Origin of the sequence: Segatella bryantii, assembly GCF_022024215.1 — a bacterium.
GTDB lineage: Bacteria > Bacteroidota > Bacteroidia > Bacteroidales > Bacteroidaceae > Prevotella > Prevotella bryantii.
Map to the genome: position 1 here is coordinate 912745 of NZ_CP091798.1, position 16087 is coordinate 928831.

General features: G+C 35.6%; 11 protein-coding genes and 1 tRNA gene. 11 read left to right on the plus strand and 1 reads right to left on the minus strand.

Features of this window, described 5'->3' with window-relative positions; all coding sequences use genetic code 11:
• The first annotated feature begins 1 nt into the window (after nt 1).
• From L6471_RS07830 to L6471_RS07880, 11 genes are all read left to right on the plus strand, one after another.
• Nucleotides 2-919: an NAD(P)-dependent oxidoreductase gene (locus L6471_RS07830; RefSeq protein ID WP_006282350.1), complete on the plus strand. Its 918-nt coding sequence runs from the start codon at nt 2-4 to the stop codon at nt 917-919.
• 139 nt (nt 920-1058) lie between these two features.
• Entirely contained in the window at nt 1059-2306 is a 1248-nt protein-coding gene (locus L6471_RS07835) for a DUF1015 domain-containing protein (protein ID WP_006282349.1), read from the plus strand.
• A gap of 26 nt (nt 2307-2332) precedes the next feature.
• Nucleotides 2333-2920, plus strand: coding sequence for a YigZ family protein (locus L6471_RS07840; protein WP_006282348.1), 588 nt, complete (start codon nt 2333-2335; stop codon nt 2918-2920).
• Between the two features lie 64 nt (nt 2921-2984).
• Nucleotides 2985-3073 (plus strand) — tRNA-Ser (locus L6471_RS07845).
• Between the two features lie 971 nt (nt 3074-4044).
• On the plus strand, nt 4045-5421 hold the full coding sequence (locus tag L6471_RS07850; RefSeq protein WP_094449023.1) for a HEAT repeat domain-containing protein: 1377 nt from the start codon (nt 4045-4047) through the stop codon (nt 5419-5421).
• Nucleotides 5384-6835, plus strand: a complete 1452-nt coding sequence (locus L6471_RS07855; protein ID WP_237797652.1) for a glycosyltransferase family 2 protein — start codon at nt 5384-5386, stop codon at nt 6833-6835. Before L6471_RS07850 ends, L6471_RS07855 begins: the two co-directional genes overlap by 38 nt.
• A gap of 4 nt (nt 6836-6839) precedes the next feature.
• On the plus strand, nt 6840-9788 hold the full coding sequence (locus L6471_RS07860) for a tetratricopeptide repeat protein (protein WP_179226513.1): 2949 nt from the start codon (nt 6840-6842) through the stop codon (nt 9786-9788).
• 7 nt (nt 9789-9795) lie between these two features.
• Nucleotides 9796-11502, plus strand: coding sequence for a DUF4838 domain-containing protein (locus tag L6471_RS07865; RefSeq protein WP_173651731.1), 1707 nt, complete (start codon nt 9796-9798; stop codon nt 11500-11502).
• Nucleotides 11502-12053: a DUF1573 domain-containing protein gene (locus tag L6471_RS07870; RefSeq protein ID WP_050787924.1), complete on the plus strand. Its 552-nt coding sequence runs from the start codon at nt 11502-11504 to the stop codon at nt 12051-12053. The genes L6471_RS07865 and L6471_RS07870 overlap by 1 nt, the downstream gene beginning before the upstream one ends.
• Nucleotides 12054-12392: 339 nt before the next feature.
• A complete protein-coding gene (locus L6471_RS07875; protein ID WP_006282342.1) occupies nt 12393-13490 on the plus strand; it encodes an SGNH/GDSL hydrolase family protein in 1098 nt (365 codons plus the stop codon).
• A gap of 19 nt (nt 13491-13509) precedes the next feature.
• Nucleotides 13510-14988, plus strand: a complete 1479-nt coding sequence (locus L6471_RS07880; protein WP_027453698.1) for a phosphohexomutase domain-containing protein — start codon at nt 13510-13512, stop codon at nt 14986-14988.
• A gap of 85 nt (nt 14989-15073) precedes the next feature.
• On the opposite strand, the gene L6471_RS07885 is transcribed toward L6471_RS07880, so the two are convergent.
• A complete protein-coding gene (locus tag L6471_RS07885; RefSeq protein ID WP_237797653.1) occupies nt 15074-16060 on the minus strand; it encodes a DUF4339 domain-containing protein in 987 nt (328 codons plus the stop codon).
• Nucleotides 16061-16087 lie beyond the last annotated feature (27 nt).

Here is a 16087-nt window from a genome sequence, read left to right on the forward strand (position 1 = left end):
CATGAAAGTATTAGTTGCAACAGAAAAACCATTCGCAGCAGCAGCTGTTGAGGGTATAAAAAAAGAAATAGAAGCTGCGGGCAATGAGCTTGTCTTGCTTGAAAGATATACAGAAAAAGCTCAATTACTTGATGCTGTAAAGGATGTGGATGCTATGATCGTACGTTCTGATAAAGTTACTTCTGAAGTACTTGATGCTGCATCTCAGTTGAAAATTGTTGTTCGTGCCGGTGCTGGTTATGACTCTATTGATACAGCCTATGCTAAGCAGAAGAATATTGTTGTTGAAAACACTCCAGGTCAGAATGCTAATGCTGTAGCAGAGTTAGTGTTTGGTATGCTGGTTTATGCAGTTCGTAATTTCTTCAATGGTAAGGCTGGTTCAGAGTTGAAGGGCAAACGACTTGGTATCTTGGCTTTTGGTAATGTTGGACGAAATGTGGCTCGTATTGCTAAAGGTTTTGGTATGGAAGTATCTGCTTATGATGCATTTTGTCCTGCTGATGTTATAGAGGCTGCAGGTGTTCATGCCTGTAAGTCTCAAGAAGAATTATTCCAGACAAGTGATGTCGTATCTCTTCATATTCCTGCTACAGCTGAGACAATAAAAAGCATTAACTATGCATTAGTTAATCAGATGCCTAAGGGTGGTATTCTTGTAAATACAGCACGAAAAGAGGTTATTAACGAAGAAGAACTCCTAAAATTGTTGGCTGAGCGTGAAGATTTGAAGTACGTTGCAGACATTAAGCCTGATGCTGATGCAGAATTTGTAAAGTTTGAAGGTCGTTATTTCGCTACACCTAAGAAAATGGGAGCTCAGACAGCAGAAGCTAATGTTAATGCGGGTATTGCAGCAGCTAAGCAAATTAATGCATTCTTCAAGGATGGTGATACCAAATTTCAAGTAAATAAGTAATACACCAATATTATTATATAAAGCAGACTTCCATGTAGAGGTCTGCTTTTTTTTAGATATAATTTTAGAATGATTTTATTATATCGCTTTTTTTTTATACCTTTGCAATATATTCATTCTAAATTTAACTTGTACAGTTATGGCAACAGTTAAACCATTTAAGGGTATTCGCCCACCAAAGGAGCTTGTAGAAAAAGTAGAATCTCGTCCTTATGACGTTTTGAATTCAGATGAGGCTCGTGCAGAAGCTGGTACAAATGAAATGAGTTTGTATCATATTATTAAGCCAGAGATTAATTTTGAACCTGGTACTTCTGAATATGATCCTCGCGTTTATGCAAGTGCGGCAGAGCAATTCCAAAAATTTCAAGATAAAGGTTGGTTAGTACAAGACGAAAAGGAGCATTATTATATTTATGCTCAAACCATGAATGGTAAAACACAGTATGGTCTTGTTGTTGGTGCTTATGTAGAAGACTATATGACAGGCGTTATAAAAAAGCATGAGCTTACTCGTCGTGACAAAGAAGAAGATCGAATGAAGCATGTTCGTGTCAATAATGCTAATATCGAACCGGTATTCTTTGCTTATCCAGATGATAAGGTGTTGGATGATCTTGTTGCTCGTTATGCTGCTACAGAGCCTGTTTATGATTTTATAGCCCCAATAGATGGTTTCCGTCATCAGTTCTGGATTATCAGTGATGATCAAGATATAGCTACAGTAACAGCTGAATTTGATAAAATGCCAAGTTTATATATTGCTGACGGTCATCATCGATCAGCAGCAGCGGCTTTAGTTGGCGCAGAAAAAGCTAAGCAGAATCCTAACCATACAGGTAAGGAAGAATATAATTATTTTATGGCAGTTTGTTTTCCTGCTAATCAGTTAACTATTTTAGATTATAACCGTGTTATAACCGATTTGAATGGTTTAACATCTGAAGAATTTTTGACTAAGTTAGCTGATAACTTTATTGTCGAACTGAAAGGTGCTGATGAATATAAACCACAGGAACTTCATGAATTCTCACTATATTTGGATAGTCAGTGGTATAGTTTGAAGGCAAAACCTGGAACATTTGATAATAGCGACCCTATTGGTGTACTTGATGTTGATATCTCTTCAAGATTGATTCTTGATGAGATCTTAGATATTAAAGACCTTCGTTCAAGTAATCGTATTGATTTTGTTGGTGGTCTTCGTGGTTTGAAGGAATTAAAGCGCCGTGTCGATAGTGGTGAAATGCGTTTGGCGCTGGCTCTTTATCCTGTTAGTATGAAGCAAATTATGGATATTGCCGATAGTGGTAAGATCATGCCACCTAAGGCAACATGGTTTGAACCTAAACTACGTTCGGGTCTGATAATTCATAAATTAGTATAATAACTCAATATCATCTATCATTACGAATGACAGACGAATATAAAACTATATCTAATAAGACAGGCAAGGGAACTTACACCGAGAAAAGGAGTAAGTTCCTTGCTTTTTCTCATCATGTGGATACTCTTGATGAGATAAAAGAGCTAGTGGCTTCTTATAAAAAACAATATTATGACGCCCGCCATGTATGCTATGCTTATGTCTTGGGGGCTGCTCGAGAAGAGTTTCGTGCCAATGATGATGGTGAGCCAAGTAGCACTGCAGGAAAACCTATTCTTGGGCAGATTAATAGTAATGAGCTTACGAATATCCTTATTGTAGTTGTTCGTTATTATGGTGGAGTAAATTTGGGTACAGGAGGACTTATCGTAGCTTATCGCACAGCTGCAGCTGAAGCCATTGCTGATTCTGATATAGAAACTAAGCAGGTAGAAGAAGATGTTGAGTATCAGTTTACTTATCCTATGATGAATGGTGTGATGCGAATTGTTAAAGAAATGCAACCTCAAATTATTAATCAGCATTTTGATAATACTTGTTCTATAACCCTTCGTATCAGGAAAAGTGAGGCAGAACAGCTTCGAAGTAGATTAGCGAAATTAGATTTTGAATAAAAAAATATTTAATATTTTTTGTTGTTTGAAGAAATATATGTACTTTTGTTAGTACAATTTAATAGGAAGAATGGCAGAGTGATCGAATGCGCTGGACTCGAAATCCAGTATACCTCTTTCGGGGTATCGGGGGTTTGAATCCCCCTTCTTCCGCAAGGATATTGTAAAGGGAAGGTTTATATGAAGTGAACCCCGAAAGTTTTTTGTCTAACTTTCGGGGTTCACTTCAATACGGCTTTCCCTTTTATTTTTTGTATACATGCTTTACGTAGTATTTACACACTTTAATACTATTATTTACACTTTCTTTTCTTTTTTTAAATTATCATTCTAATTGTATTATATAAATGATGTATAGCAAAATACCCCAGTTAAACTTTGTGTTTGATAGAAGAAAGCTAGCCACTCCAAATAAAAAAACTTCTGTTGAACTTAGAATAACACATGGCTATAAGCAAAAGTATATTAGTACTGGTGTTATGCTTTACTCTATCTAAAGGAAAGATGGTAAGGTGTTTTGAATTTTATTGTTATGAATCGTCGTGTGTACTGTTTTGGTATGCTGATAAATGCATGGCAAAAGTATAGTGTTTACGGATTATAAGTATGGTGTTTATTGATTAAAAACATAGTGTTTATGCAGTGAAAGCATAGTGTTTGTCAGCTCAAATATAAACTTTTGCCTATCATGAGCTATGGTTTTATAGGAAAAAGGGTAGAGTGTTATAGAAAAATGCAAAATAGTCAGTCTAAAAGTTGAAGATTTTGAACTAGATTACGAATTCTAGTAGCTATGTTTTTTGACATTTTTTCTAATTTTCTTTGTAATTTTCTAAAAATAAGTTATATTTGCAGAATAATTTCTTTAAATAAGGTTTTTGTCCTAATAAGAGGGCAGATATTGGCGGAAAAGCTTTTAATCAAACTAACGAATAAATAAAATTTAACTCCGAATTCATATGAACGGATATATATGGAGTCAACTAAATGTAATGTAATTATGGAAAATGTAGGAGCTATTTTTCTAAGCGTATTAATTATTTCTGTTTTAGAGAAGTTAATACCTCATTATCAGATGAAAATGATAGGTGGGAATAATATCAAATTTTGAGAAATAAAATACTATGAAAAATAAACATCGATATTTAATATTACTTGAAATCGCAATTCTTATTTTTATTGTATTGCGATTGATTAATATAGGAGGAGAACCTGTGTTTAGTTCCAATAGTGGTTCATATGTTGTTCCAGGGACGATGACACGAGAATTTTCATTCTTTGATTATATTAGTTTTTTGGAATTTAGAGCGGATGAATACTTTGACGATTATGCTTTGGTTGTTCGCATATCTTTTATGATAGTATTGCTAAGTACTATAGTCTTGTTAGGTATTGTAGGACGTATAAGCTATGAGGGATATGTATATCGGCAGCAAGCTCGACGTCTTAATCATTTTGTTAAGAAATATCATAACAATTTCGTGTCACTCTTAGATACTTGTGATAATTATTCCAAGGCTCAGATTCGTGAAAAAATGGAATTAAAAGATGATTATTCCATTCATAATATGTTCCAAGTGAACGCTTGGTATGAATTATATACGAATGAATATTGTAAGTTGGATAAATATTCTAATCGAGTCAACTTACATAATTTACTTGACATTACAGGCTTTAAGGAATATTGCGAGTTAGTACTTATCAGTGGTTCTTTGAAAGATAAAATTAAGGTGTTACAAATAAGTCAAATGTTGATGCTTCCCATAAGTATTAGTTATGTTTCTCGTCTAATAAATCACAAGGATTCGGTTTTGCGTAAAGAAGCACGTATTTTTTATATGCTGAATTGTAAAGAAGATCCGTATGCTATGAATTTGACAGATGAGATGACGCATTGGGACAAAATGCAAATGCATATGTTAAGTCGTATCTGCGTATTAGAAAAGAAACAACTGCCAAGTTTTTTATCTTTCGTTGAGCGATCTGATAATCCAGTCAATAAGGCATTTTTTGTAGAAGAAGTAGGTTTCTGGTCAAGTAAAGATGATGTCAAGTTACTGATTCCTTTAGTGAAGTCATCTAATGAAAAAATAGCTCGTGCTGCAATTAAGAGTATGGCTCGTAATCAAGTGGCAGAGTCTGTAGAAACAATGCAGAAGGTGTATATATCCAAATCAGATCATGAGCGTCGGTTGATATTACGTACGCTATTTCTTATCCATTCAGGTCATTTGGAATCTTTTTATAAAAATGTTTATGAGTGTTCTGCTTCCTTTAAAACACGAAGGGTTGCATTACTTTGTTTATTCGGATACAGTACAGAAGGTCAAAACCTATTTCATGCATTGTTACAACAGGCATCACCTGAAGAAAAAGTCTTATTTGAACAAGTGATGAATACGATATATCTTGATAGAATTTATCGTGAAAACATGGATATGTCGCTTCATCATGCAAATGAATTTGAAAATATTACTAACTATGTCTCAAATACTCTTTGAAATATACGGATATGCAGTCTTCTTTTATTCTTTTACATTAATGTTGACTTATGTTGCATTGATGTATTTAGCAGCAAGAGGATATTATCGTAATAAAAATTATGTAGATGATAGTTATGCCAAAATGGTGGTAAATACGAGTCCTTTTACACCTGGTGTTTCTATTATTGCTCCTGCTTTTAATGAGGAGAAAACTATTGTGGATAATGTGAAGTCTTTGTTAAGCCAACAATATCCTTTGTATGAGGTTATTATTGTAAATGATGGTAGTAAAGACTCTACACTTCAAAAGTTGATTGATTATTTTGACTTAAAGGTTGCTCCTTTTTCGTATGAGGAGAAGTTGCAGACTAGACCGTTTAAAGCTTTATATCGTTCGGTAAATCCAGCGTTTAAAAATCTTACAGTGGTAGATAAGGAAAATGGTGGTACCAAAGCAGACCCTGTGAATTGTGGTTTGAATGTAGCGCAGTATGAATATTTTATTAATACAGACGTTGACTGTATTCTTGAGTTAGATGCAATCTATCAGTGTATGCTTCCTATCTTCAAGAACCCAGAAATTATAGCAGTAAGTGGTATGATGACTATGTCTAATGGATGTACCATAGAAAACGGTATGATTACTAAACTTGCTCCGCCTAAGAATCCGATACCTCTCTTTCAAGAGTTAGAGTATTTACGTTCGTTTGTAATTGGTAAAATGGGCTGGTCTAGTGTCAATGCCATGTCTAATGTGTCGGGTGGTTTTGGCTTGTTCAAGCGTGATGTATGTATACAGGCAGGTGGCTATAGTCCAGATTCTTTTGCAGAGGATATGGATGTATTGTTCCGTATGATAGCATATTGCTGTGAGAATAACATTAAGTATCGTGTAGTTCAGATTCCTAAAACCTGTTGTCGTACAGAAGGACCTAATTCTCTTTATATGTTAAATCGACAACGTACACGATGGGGACGAGGGCTAATACAAGTATTCCATCTGCATTACCATATGCTATTTAATTACAAGTATCATCGTATAGGTTTACTAACAATCCCCTATGTGTTTATTTATGAATTATGTGCTCCGGTTATAGAGTTCATGGGATTTTTCGTATTTGTGTACTTACTCCTGAACAATGAAATTAATTGGTTGGCAGCTACTATTATTGGTGCATCGGTGTATGCTTTCTTTTTGATGCTTTCTTCTGTCGTTATATTCTTTACTTATAAGATGCAATGCGAATATAAGCATTTGAGTCAATATATACCTTTAGCATTGGCAGCTACTGTTGAACCATTGTTCTATCATCCATTGATTGTTTTATTCTCACTTCGTGGATATTTTGAATATATTATTGGTAAAAAGGCTGTTTGGAAAACTATTGCCCGTAAGGGTTATGATTCTACAGATAAGTCAAAACAATCTTAAATGCATGCATAAAATGTTTAATAAGAAGATAACTAGTATATTATTTGCTTTGGCCTCAACTACTTTTGTTGCATCTGCCCAGATTCCCAAAGATATGCAGAGACCTGCCAATTATGAGTCTACAGCTCTTACGCTTCTTAAAAAGGGCAAACATGAGGAGGCCTTAAAAGTTTTACAGAATGGTGTTAAGAATTATCCTGAGTCTACTTTACTCAACTATCTGCTTGGTAAGTGCTATTATGATGTGAAGAATTATAATAAGGCTCGTTATTATCTTTATCGAGCTGTAAGGTATACCCCTGATGATACTCAAGCTAAACTCGTTTTGGTCAAAGTAGAAACAGAAACGGGTAATTATTCTACTGCCATCAGTTATATCAATGATATTCTGAAAGTTAGCCCATATGATAAAGTATTATGGTTAAAGAAAATAGACTTATATAATAGACAAGGAAATTTTCAGATGGCCGACCGCTTGTTACGAAGAATAGCACAGGTTTACCCGAATGATATAGATTTGCAACGTCGACTTTATGGGCGTACTGAGGAGAATATTAAAAAGTTACGTCTGCATGGCAATACTACAGCTGCAGCAGAAAACGTACGTTCTTTGATAAAAGCGAATCCAAAGCAATCGTCTCTTTATTTACAATTAGCTAATTTATTATTACAGAGTGGTCGTAGCGAGGAAGCTCTAGCTGCTACAATAGAAGGTATGGAGCGTAATCCTGGTAATGTGGCTTTAGCAGAAAAACGTGCTAGTATCTTGGCCGTACTTCATCGTTATAATGAAGCAGATACTTTTTTAGCTTCATTCTTAAAGCGCCATAGTAGTAGCAAATTGGCTGCAATGCGTAAAAATATGCGTAAAGATGCGGCAGAGGATGCTCTTCGTAATGACGCTTATACCATGTATGGAAAGGTCTATGAAGAGTCTAAATCTAAAGAGGCTCTTGATTATTTGCTAAATACTTCTGTAAGTCATGGATATACAGATGATGCTCTTTACTATTTGAAAGAGGCTCGTAGACATCAGGGCAATACTCCTAAATTACTCTTTATGGAGTATCAAGTTTATAAGCGTGCAGGGGATAAACGCCATGCCATATCAGCTCTGGAGAAATTGTATAAGGTACAGCCAAGTAATAGAGAAGCTGTGATAGAACTGAGTGCTTACCGTCTGGAGCAAGCACAAGATTTAATGGTTACCAATGATTATACAGAGGCTATTCCTTTGCTCGATTTTGTAATTGATCACTCGTCTGATAAAGAGCAGGTGCTTGGAGCGATGAATAAGAAATATACTTGTCTTACAGAAACTAAACAGTATGGTCGGGCTTCTAAACTGCTTGATTTGATGAGCAAAAAATTTCCTAATCAGAAAAATTATTATATACGAAAGGCATATCTTCTTGATTCAGAAGGAAAAACCAATGAATCGTTAGATGTATTGTTTGATGCATTAGAAGGTGCTAAGGATGCAAAAAATATAGAATTATATCGTAGTGCTTATGAAGAACTGGCTGTTCCATATGTGAAGAAATTGATAGAAATGGGAGCCATTAGACGTGCTAAGAATACGGCATGTAATCTACTTGAAGTAAATCCAAAATCTCATGACGGTTTGTTATTTGCTATTAATACTTCAGATATGCTTAAACAGTACATAGATTTCGACACTTATGTAGAGAGGGCTACAGAACTATATCCTGAAGATGTATTATTCCAGGAAAAACTTGCAACTTCGTATAAGCGTCAAAAAGATTATCACAAAGCGTTAGATATTCTTCGCCCATTACTATCTACCTATTCTTATGATTCTACATTGGTGGGTGCTTATTCTGAAAATAGTAATTTATTAGCATTAGAACTAGTTAAGAAGCATAAGGGAAGAGAGGCTATTGCTGTAGTAGATACTGCATTAGTTTATGATGATAAGAATAAAGAACTGCTGTATACCAAGGGCTTGGCTTATGAATCTGTACATGAGTACGATTCTGCTTATGTATATCAGCGCTACTATCAGCCTTCTGCTGCAGAATACAGCGATTTTATGATTCACCTCGATATGCTTCGTCGTAAGGAAAGAAAGAATATTTTGGATTTTGAATATCGTCAATCACGTTATGGTGATGTTGATGTTATTAACAGCGTTGCATCAATAGCTTATACGCATAAAGCGAAGGACAATGTATATGTTGGGCGTATTAATTATGCTGGTAGAGATGGCAATGATGTTGGTGATCAAGAAGATTCTTATGTACCAGGAGGAACTGGTTTACAGGGGCAAGTTGAATGGCAACATCGATTTGATAATAGGTGGAGTGGTATGATTAATGCAGCAGTAGCAACTAAGTATTTTCCGAAATTAGCTGCCAATATTCGTCTTGACTATGATTTCAAAAATAATTGGTCGGCTAATTTGTACGCAGGATATCGCCAATTAGATAATTATTACCGTACCTTTACTTATGTTATTGAAGAGTCAGAGGGGGCATGGGCAAATGGTCCATGGGCCAAAAAGACTAATAATATGGTCAATGCTGGTTTAGGAGTTCGTAAAACTTGGGATCAGTTTGATATTGAGGGTAAGGCTGGCCTGGTTTTCTATGCATCTAACCTCTGCTATACTTCTGCTGTTCAAGGTCATTACTATCCATTAGATAGTAAGTGGCTGTGTTTTACGGCAGGAGCTTCTGTCGGTACAGCTCCAGAGACTGAAATCATAGATCGTGCTCAACCGGGTAGTTTCGATAAGATAAATACTATGGTTAACTTTGGCTTCCAGTATCAGCTTTCTCGTATGGTTACATTTAATCTGGTTGGTATTTGGAATACTTTTAGCAATGTATTGTCTCGTCGCTCGGGTGATGAATTAAATCCTATAGATTATACGGAAACTAAATACAAAAATTTGTTTAGTATAGATGGTACTTTGTCGATATATTTCTAGTCGTATTTTGTTGTTTGTAATAGCTAGCATCACAGGGTTTACACAATGTGCGAACTTGTCTGCTGGTGATGATTCTGCTTTCAAATACAGAAGCATATATTCGCCTTATACTCGAACTTTAGATCAGAGAAAGGCTTTAGATTGTGGAAATTTGGATTATGATTGGGGATTATGGGGACATAATATGCATAAGATACTTGGCAAACAGGTTTCAGATGATGTTTATGCATTGGTGAATGGATGTAGAAATGAGGAGCAATACTGTTTTTCTTCAGAGCAGTTGTACCGAAGTGTTGAACATTTTATAGTTAGTTACCATACAAAGCATAAGTCGGGTAGATTTGTTATTATGCCGAATGATAATGCTATAGTCTGTCAGTGTGAAAAGTGTCGTAAGAAAGGCAATTCTCTTCGCTCTGCGTCACCAGCGGTTACAGCATTTATCTCTAAACTGGCTAATCGCTTTCCTCACGATGAGTTTTTCACATCATCATATTTGTCGGTCAAAGAACCTCCTGTTTATAAGATGCCAGATAATGTTGGAGTTATTATTAGTGCTATAGATTTGCCTTTTGTTAAGGGCTTTGCTCAGACCAAGTTGGGTGTATCTTTTTCCAGGTTGATTGAATCCTGGAAAAATAAAGTTGGCCAAATATATGTTTGGGATTATATGAGTAATTTTGATGATTATCTTTCTCCTTATCCTGTTTTAGGATTGATGCAGAAACGTTTACAGTGGTATCAGGAAAAAGGAGTTAGAGGTATTATCTTGAATGGAAGTGGTGACGATTATTCTGCTTTTGGCGATATGCAGACTGAAGTACTTGCAAAATTATTACTCAATCCTTACCAGAAACTTGATCAGTTAGTTAACCAGTTCTATGTAGATAATTATCCAGAGACAGGTGAGTTGATAGCAAATTATTATCTCTCATTAGAAAAGCATTTGGATCAAACGAATGGCGAGCTTGCCATGTATGGAGGCATAAATGATGAGGTTCGTATGTATCTCTCTGTTGATAATTTTTTAGAATTTGTTAGGAAACTCGATAAAATGTCTAAAGGGATAGTAGGAGATGAGAGAAGAAAGCTGAACATATTACTTACAGGTTTTAATTATACTCAGCTGGAGCTGATACGTGCTTCTTATATTCCATATAATGCAGAGTATCGTGCTGATTGCCTTAACAATTTGGAAGGTGGTATCAGCTATAATCTGATAACTCATTATCGTGAGGGACATGGAAAATTAAGTGATTATATCGCTTATTCCAGAAGTAATAAGCCGAAGGTGGGTAAATATAAGTCTTTTGTTTGCAGTAATGAACCATTGATGTCGGATGGCTATATAGGTTCTGCTTATGACTATCATGTTAACTGGGTACATTCTAGTACGTTAACAACAGACTATAAGTGTATGGTAGATCAATCAAATGGAGTATTAACTATCGGATGCCTGTTAGCTCCTATTTGGCATATCTATGCCCCTAAAACAGTTCAAGTGTGGCAAGGAGCAAGACTTATAGCAGAAACAGATATACCTTATGCGCATACACCAGATGGTGATAGTGAACTCCAACGTTTATTATACCGGATGCCGGTAAAAAAACTTCAGCCTAATAAACCGTTTGATGTGCGTATCATATTGCCAAATATACAGGGTAAAGTCGCCGTGGCGTGCGATGAGATTCAGTTTGAACTTAATTTTGAATGATGAAAAAGATTTTTATTATAATATTGTTGATTTTACCATTTTTAGTAGGTTGTAAAAAAGTTATAGGGCCGACCACAGTATCTGTAGTTGACTCTGTGCGACATTATTATCCTATTATTCAAGGTGAAAAATTAAAAATGATTTTTGAAATAAAAAATACAGGTAACCAACCTTTAGTTATTAATGATATTCAGCCATCTTCTTTAAGTTTGACCAATACAACCGATAATGATGTGATTATCATGCCTGGTATGGCTAAACCAGTGGAGTTTGTGTATGATAGTAGCATGAATTTAGGTTATGTTCATGAAGTTATTCGTATTTTTGGCAATCTTGCTACAAAGGGTGTGCTAGAGCTCTCTTTTGATACGAATGTAGTATCCCCAACTCAGGATCCTGTGGATTACGAAATTTTCTATACAGGTGAACTGAAAGAAGCTGAGATTCATGGGCTTAAAAAAGCTGTTGATGGTAATTCTGAAACAAAAGGTTATTATGTCGACAATCATGATCGTAATATGCGTAAGATAAATTCAACCGACATACGTTAGATTGGGTAAACGCTTAATAAAAAAAAGGTTTACTCTTAGCAAAAAATAACTATCTAATAAGTGATTATTATATAGCTAAAAATATACCCCACAGTGAAATTTATACAATTTTCACTGTGGGGTATATTTTTTCTATGGTGTGATATATTTTGAATTTAAATGTAAGATGCTTTTTTGATAGGCGTTTTGGACTTTTAGGTTATGTTTTTAACTTACAAAGAGTAGATGGTTATTCATATTGTTCGTTACCTAGGCAAATTATTTCCTAAATGATTTCTCTTATTTTTACTAGAAATGTTGTATCTTTGCATACGACTAACTATTATTTATACTATACACATGAAAAAGATTTTGTCATTGATGGTCTTCGTATGCGCATGCACGTTGTCGGCTTGGGCAGACCAATCGTTTTTTGCTAATGATAGTCAAGTTAGTTACACGGGTCGTGTAGAAAAACTTTCAGATGGAAGTGTTCGTTATGATTGGATAGGTACTTATTTCCAAACAGATTTTACAGGTGGTAAAATAGCTATTAAAGTCTCTGAAACAGGGGAAAGTTATCATAATGTATTTATCGATGATGTGTGGGTTAAGAAGATACATATCCAAGGAAAACATCCTCAGGTAATAGTACTGGCAGAAAAGTTGTCAAAGAAAGTACATCGTCTTCGTCTGCAAAAATGCACAGAGGGACAATACGGATGTACTACTATTCATCAATTTTTGGTTGCTGATAAAGCTCAGTTAAGAGCTGTGCCTGCAAAGACTCGTATGATAGAGGTGTATGGCGATTCATATACTTGTGGTTATGGTACAGAAGGGAAAAAAGCCAGTGAGCCATTTCGTATAGATACAGAAAACTGTAATAAGGCTTATGGTTGTATTATTGCTAGATATTTTGATGCAGATTATGCGCTTATTGCTCATTCTGGTCAGGGTATGGTACATGATTGGGGGGATAAAATGCAAATATCAGTAGAGAATATGTCTACGCGTTTTGTTCAGTTATTTGATGCTGCTCAGAAAACGGCTTATGATTTTAAGGTCTATCATCCTGATTTGGTTATGATAAATTTAGGTACTAATGACTATAATCCAGGGATGGTTCCAGATATCTATCAGTATGTTGCGTCTTATAAAAAAATGATACAGACTATCAGAAAACATTATGGTAATATACCGATTTTGTGTGTAACCCCTCATTCAGCCAATGGTTATTTGATGGCATCTTTACAGCAACTAAGTAAAGAAGTTGCAGGATGGTCAAATGTTTACTTCTCTCAACCGATGCCTAATATTGTAACAGAAGCTCGTGATATGGGGTCTGATTGGCATCCGAATTATCAAGGACAGGCAAAAATAGCCATGACTTTAATTCCGCAGATTTCTGCTATTATGGGATGGGATTTACCTATATATGAATATAAAAAATATTAAATATTTAATGCGAAAAATCATGAATTGGAAAAAATTACAGAATGGATCAGATATTCGTGGTATAGCTTTAGAAGGTGTGCCTAATGAAAATGTGAATCTTACAGCTGAAGCTACTACTGTTATTGCAAAAGCTTTTATTACATGGCTTTGTAAACGATTAGGAACAGATGATGTCAATTTAGCTATTGGTGTTGATTCTCGTATCTCAGGTCCTGCTTTGAAAGAAGCTTTTATTAAAGGTGTTACAGAGGTAGGCCATACAATATATGATTGTGGTTTAGCTTCTACTCCTGCTATGTTTATGACTACAATAGATAAAAATAGACCCGTACATGGTGGTGTCATGATCACAGCTAGTCATCTTCCTTTCAACCGTAATGGTATTAAGTTCTTTACTAAAGATGGTGGTCTTGAAAAAGAAGATATTGCTGAAATTCTAAAATATGCTGAGGAAGGTAATCTACCAGAGCCTAAAGTGGGAGGAGTTGTTATTCCTTATAAGTTTATGGATAAGTATGTGGCCCACTTGGTTGATTATATTCGCATTGCAGCAGGCAGCAGCACTCCATTAAGTGGTATGCATATCATTGTAGATGCTGGAAATGGTGGTGGTGGTTTCTTTGCCAAGGTACTTGAACAGTTGGGAGCTAATACAGCAGGTAGTCAGTTTTTAGACCCTGATGGTCGTTTCCCAAATCATATTCCTAATCCTGAAAATAAAGAGGCGATGGCTTCTATTTGTGCAGCAGTAGTGAAGAATAAAGCTGATTTAGGTATTATTTTTGATACGGATGTAGATCGTTCTGCAATTGTTGATAAGAATGGCGAGTCTATTAACCGTAATTCGCTTATTGCCCTGATAGCTGATGTTATTCTTCGTGAGCATCCTAAGAGTACTGTTGTAACAGACTCTGTAACTTCAGATGGTTTAGCTGATTTTATCACCGTACGTGGTGGTCGTCATCATCGTTTTCGCCGTGGTTATCGTAATGTAATCGATGAGGGTATTCGTTTGAATAATTCAGGTGAAGAATGTTGGCTTGCTATAGAAACTTCTGGACATGCTGCTCTTCGTGAGAATTATTTCCTTGATGATGGTGCTTATTTGGTGGCTAAGTTACTAGTTGAAGCAGCCCGCCAACGCAAGGAGGGGGGAGAACTGCAAAACCTTATAGAAGACTTGAAACAGCCTGTTGAAAGTACAGAGGTTCGTTTTACAATTAACTTGGAAGATTTCAAACCATATGGTCAGCAGGTACTTGATGAAGTGGCTGAGGCTGTAAAGAGTGAGGCTGGATGGAATATAGTAGAGCCAAACTATGAGGGTATTCGTGTTAGCTGTACTAATGGTGATGAGCAAGGTTGGTTCTTGCTTCGTCTCTCTCTCCATGACCCAGTATTACCTCTTAATATTGAGTCTAATGTTAAGGGAGGAGTTAAGAAGATCAGTAATCGTTTGTTCAATATACTAAGCAAGTATGACAAATTAGAAAAGTAAGTTATAAATATCTATTTTTACAAAAAAAGAGAGTGTGTCATTTTAAAGATGACACACTCTCTTTGTTATAAATAGTAGTTTCTGCTTAAAACAGAGACATAATCTTATCGATAATTTTATCAATAGTAGAAGAGTCAGCTACTTCGTTTAGCTTCTCAGAGACTTTTTGCTCTACTTTTTTCTCAACATGTTTGGTAACGCGATCTACAGCTTCATCAACCTTTTTGTCGATTGTTTTCTGGAATTTATTTTTTTCTGAGTTATCATTAGTAACGTCGTCAGAATTATCTTCATCATTGGTGTTGTCAATTGATTCTTCCATCTGTTGCTGATTTTTCTCATTAGAAGTGTCTACTGTGGGACTATTACTATCGATAGCCTTTAGTATATCATCAGAGTTCATGGTGAATACTTTACCTAGGATACCCCAACTTACAGTATGTTCTGCATCGCCATATTTTACGGAAGTGGTACTGAAGATAATATAATTATGATAATCAAGAACTTCGTTAAATACTTGGTCTACAATATTACGTGTTAGCATACTCGTAAACATTTTTAAACCAGAAGCGAAGATGCCGTCACCTAATTCACAGTCAGCTTTCTTTTGTATGGCTTCTTCTACTTCTTCGTGAATAGCTTCTTCGTGGCTTTTCTTGCTAGGAGCAGTAAAAGCAAAAATAAGTAGAATAATGAAAGCTGCAATGACAGAATACAAAGCTATTTTGCTTTTATCCTTAGTCTTTATGTCATTATCAATCGGATTATTGTTTGGGAATCCCTGACCTGGTTGTAGTATCTGCTGGTCATTTTGTGTAAGTTGTTTTGTTGGCTGATATGGAGGAGGGGTTACACCTTGTTCATTGGGTGTAGTAGTTCCATTATAGGCAGAAGATCGTGGATCAATACCTCTAAGAATATCTTTAAGTTCTTCTATTTCCCAAGCTGGTGTCCAATTTTGCATCCCTTCGGCCCAAACCAAGGTTTCAGAAGTGATATGACGGTCGAATAATTCTTCTAAAGAAAATGGGCCGCTCTGCTGGCCATTAATGATAATAAAATATTTTTTCATTGATATTACTTGAATAAAAAATGATAA

Excerpts from the sequence above, each read along its gene's own strand:
- L6471_RS07830 (WP_006282350.1), top strand. The coding sequence starts at position 2 with ATGAAAGTATTAGTTGCAACAGAAAAACCATTCGCAGCAGCAGCTGTT.
- L6471_RS07835 (WP_006282349.1), top strand. The coding sequence starts at position 1,059 with ATGGCAACAGTTAAACCATTTAAGGGTATTCGCCCACCAAAGGAGCTT.
- L6471_RS07840 (WP_006282348.1), top strand. The coding sequence starts at position 2,333 with ATGACAGACGAATATAAAACTATATCTAATAAGACAGGCAAGGGAACT.
- L6471_RS07850 (WP_094449023.1), top strand. The coding sequence starts at position 4,045 with ATGAAAAATAAACATCGATATTTAATATTACTTGAAATCGCAATTCTT.
- L6471_RS07860 (WP_179226513.1), top strand. The coding sequence starts at position 6,840 with ATGCATAAAATGTTTAATAAGAAGATAACTAGTATATTATTTGCTTTG.
- L6471_RS07870 (WP_050787924.1), top strand. The coding sequence starts at position 11,502 with ATGAAAAAGATTTTTATTATAATATTGTTGATTTTACCATTTTTAGTA.
- L6471_RS07875 (WP_006282342.1), top strand. The coding sequence starts at position 12,393 with ATGAAAAAGATTTTGTCATTGATGGTCTTCGTATGCGCATGCACGTTG.
- L6471_RS07880 (WP_027453698.1), top strand. The coding sequence starts at position 13,510 with ATGAATTGGAAAAAATTACAGAATGGATCAGATATTCGTGGTATAGCT.
- L6471_RS07885 (WP_237797653.1), bottom strand. The coding sequence starts at position 16,060 with ATGAAAAAATATTTTATTATCATTAATGGCCAGCAGAGCGGCCCATTT.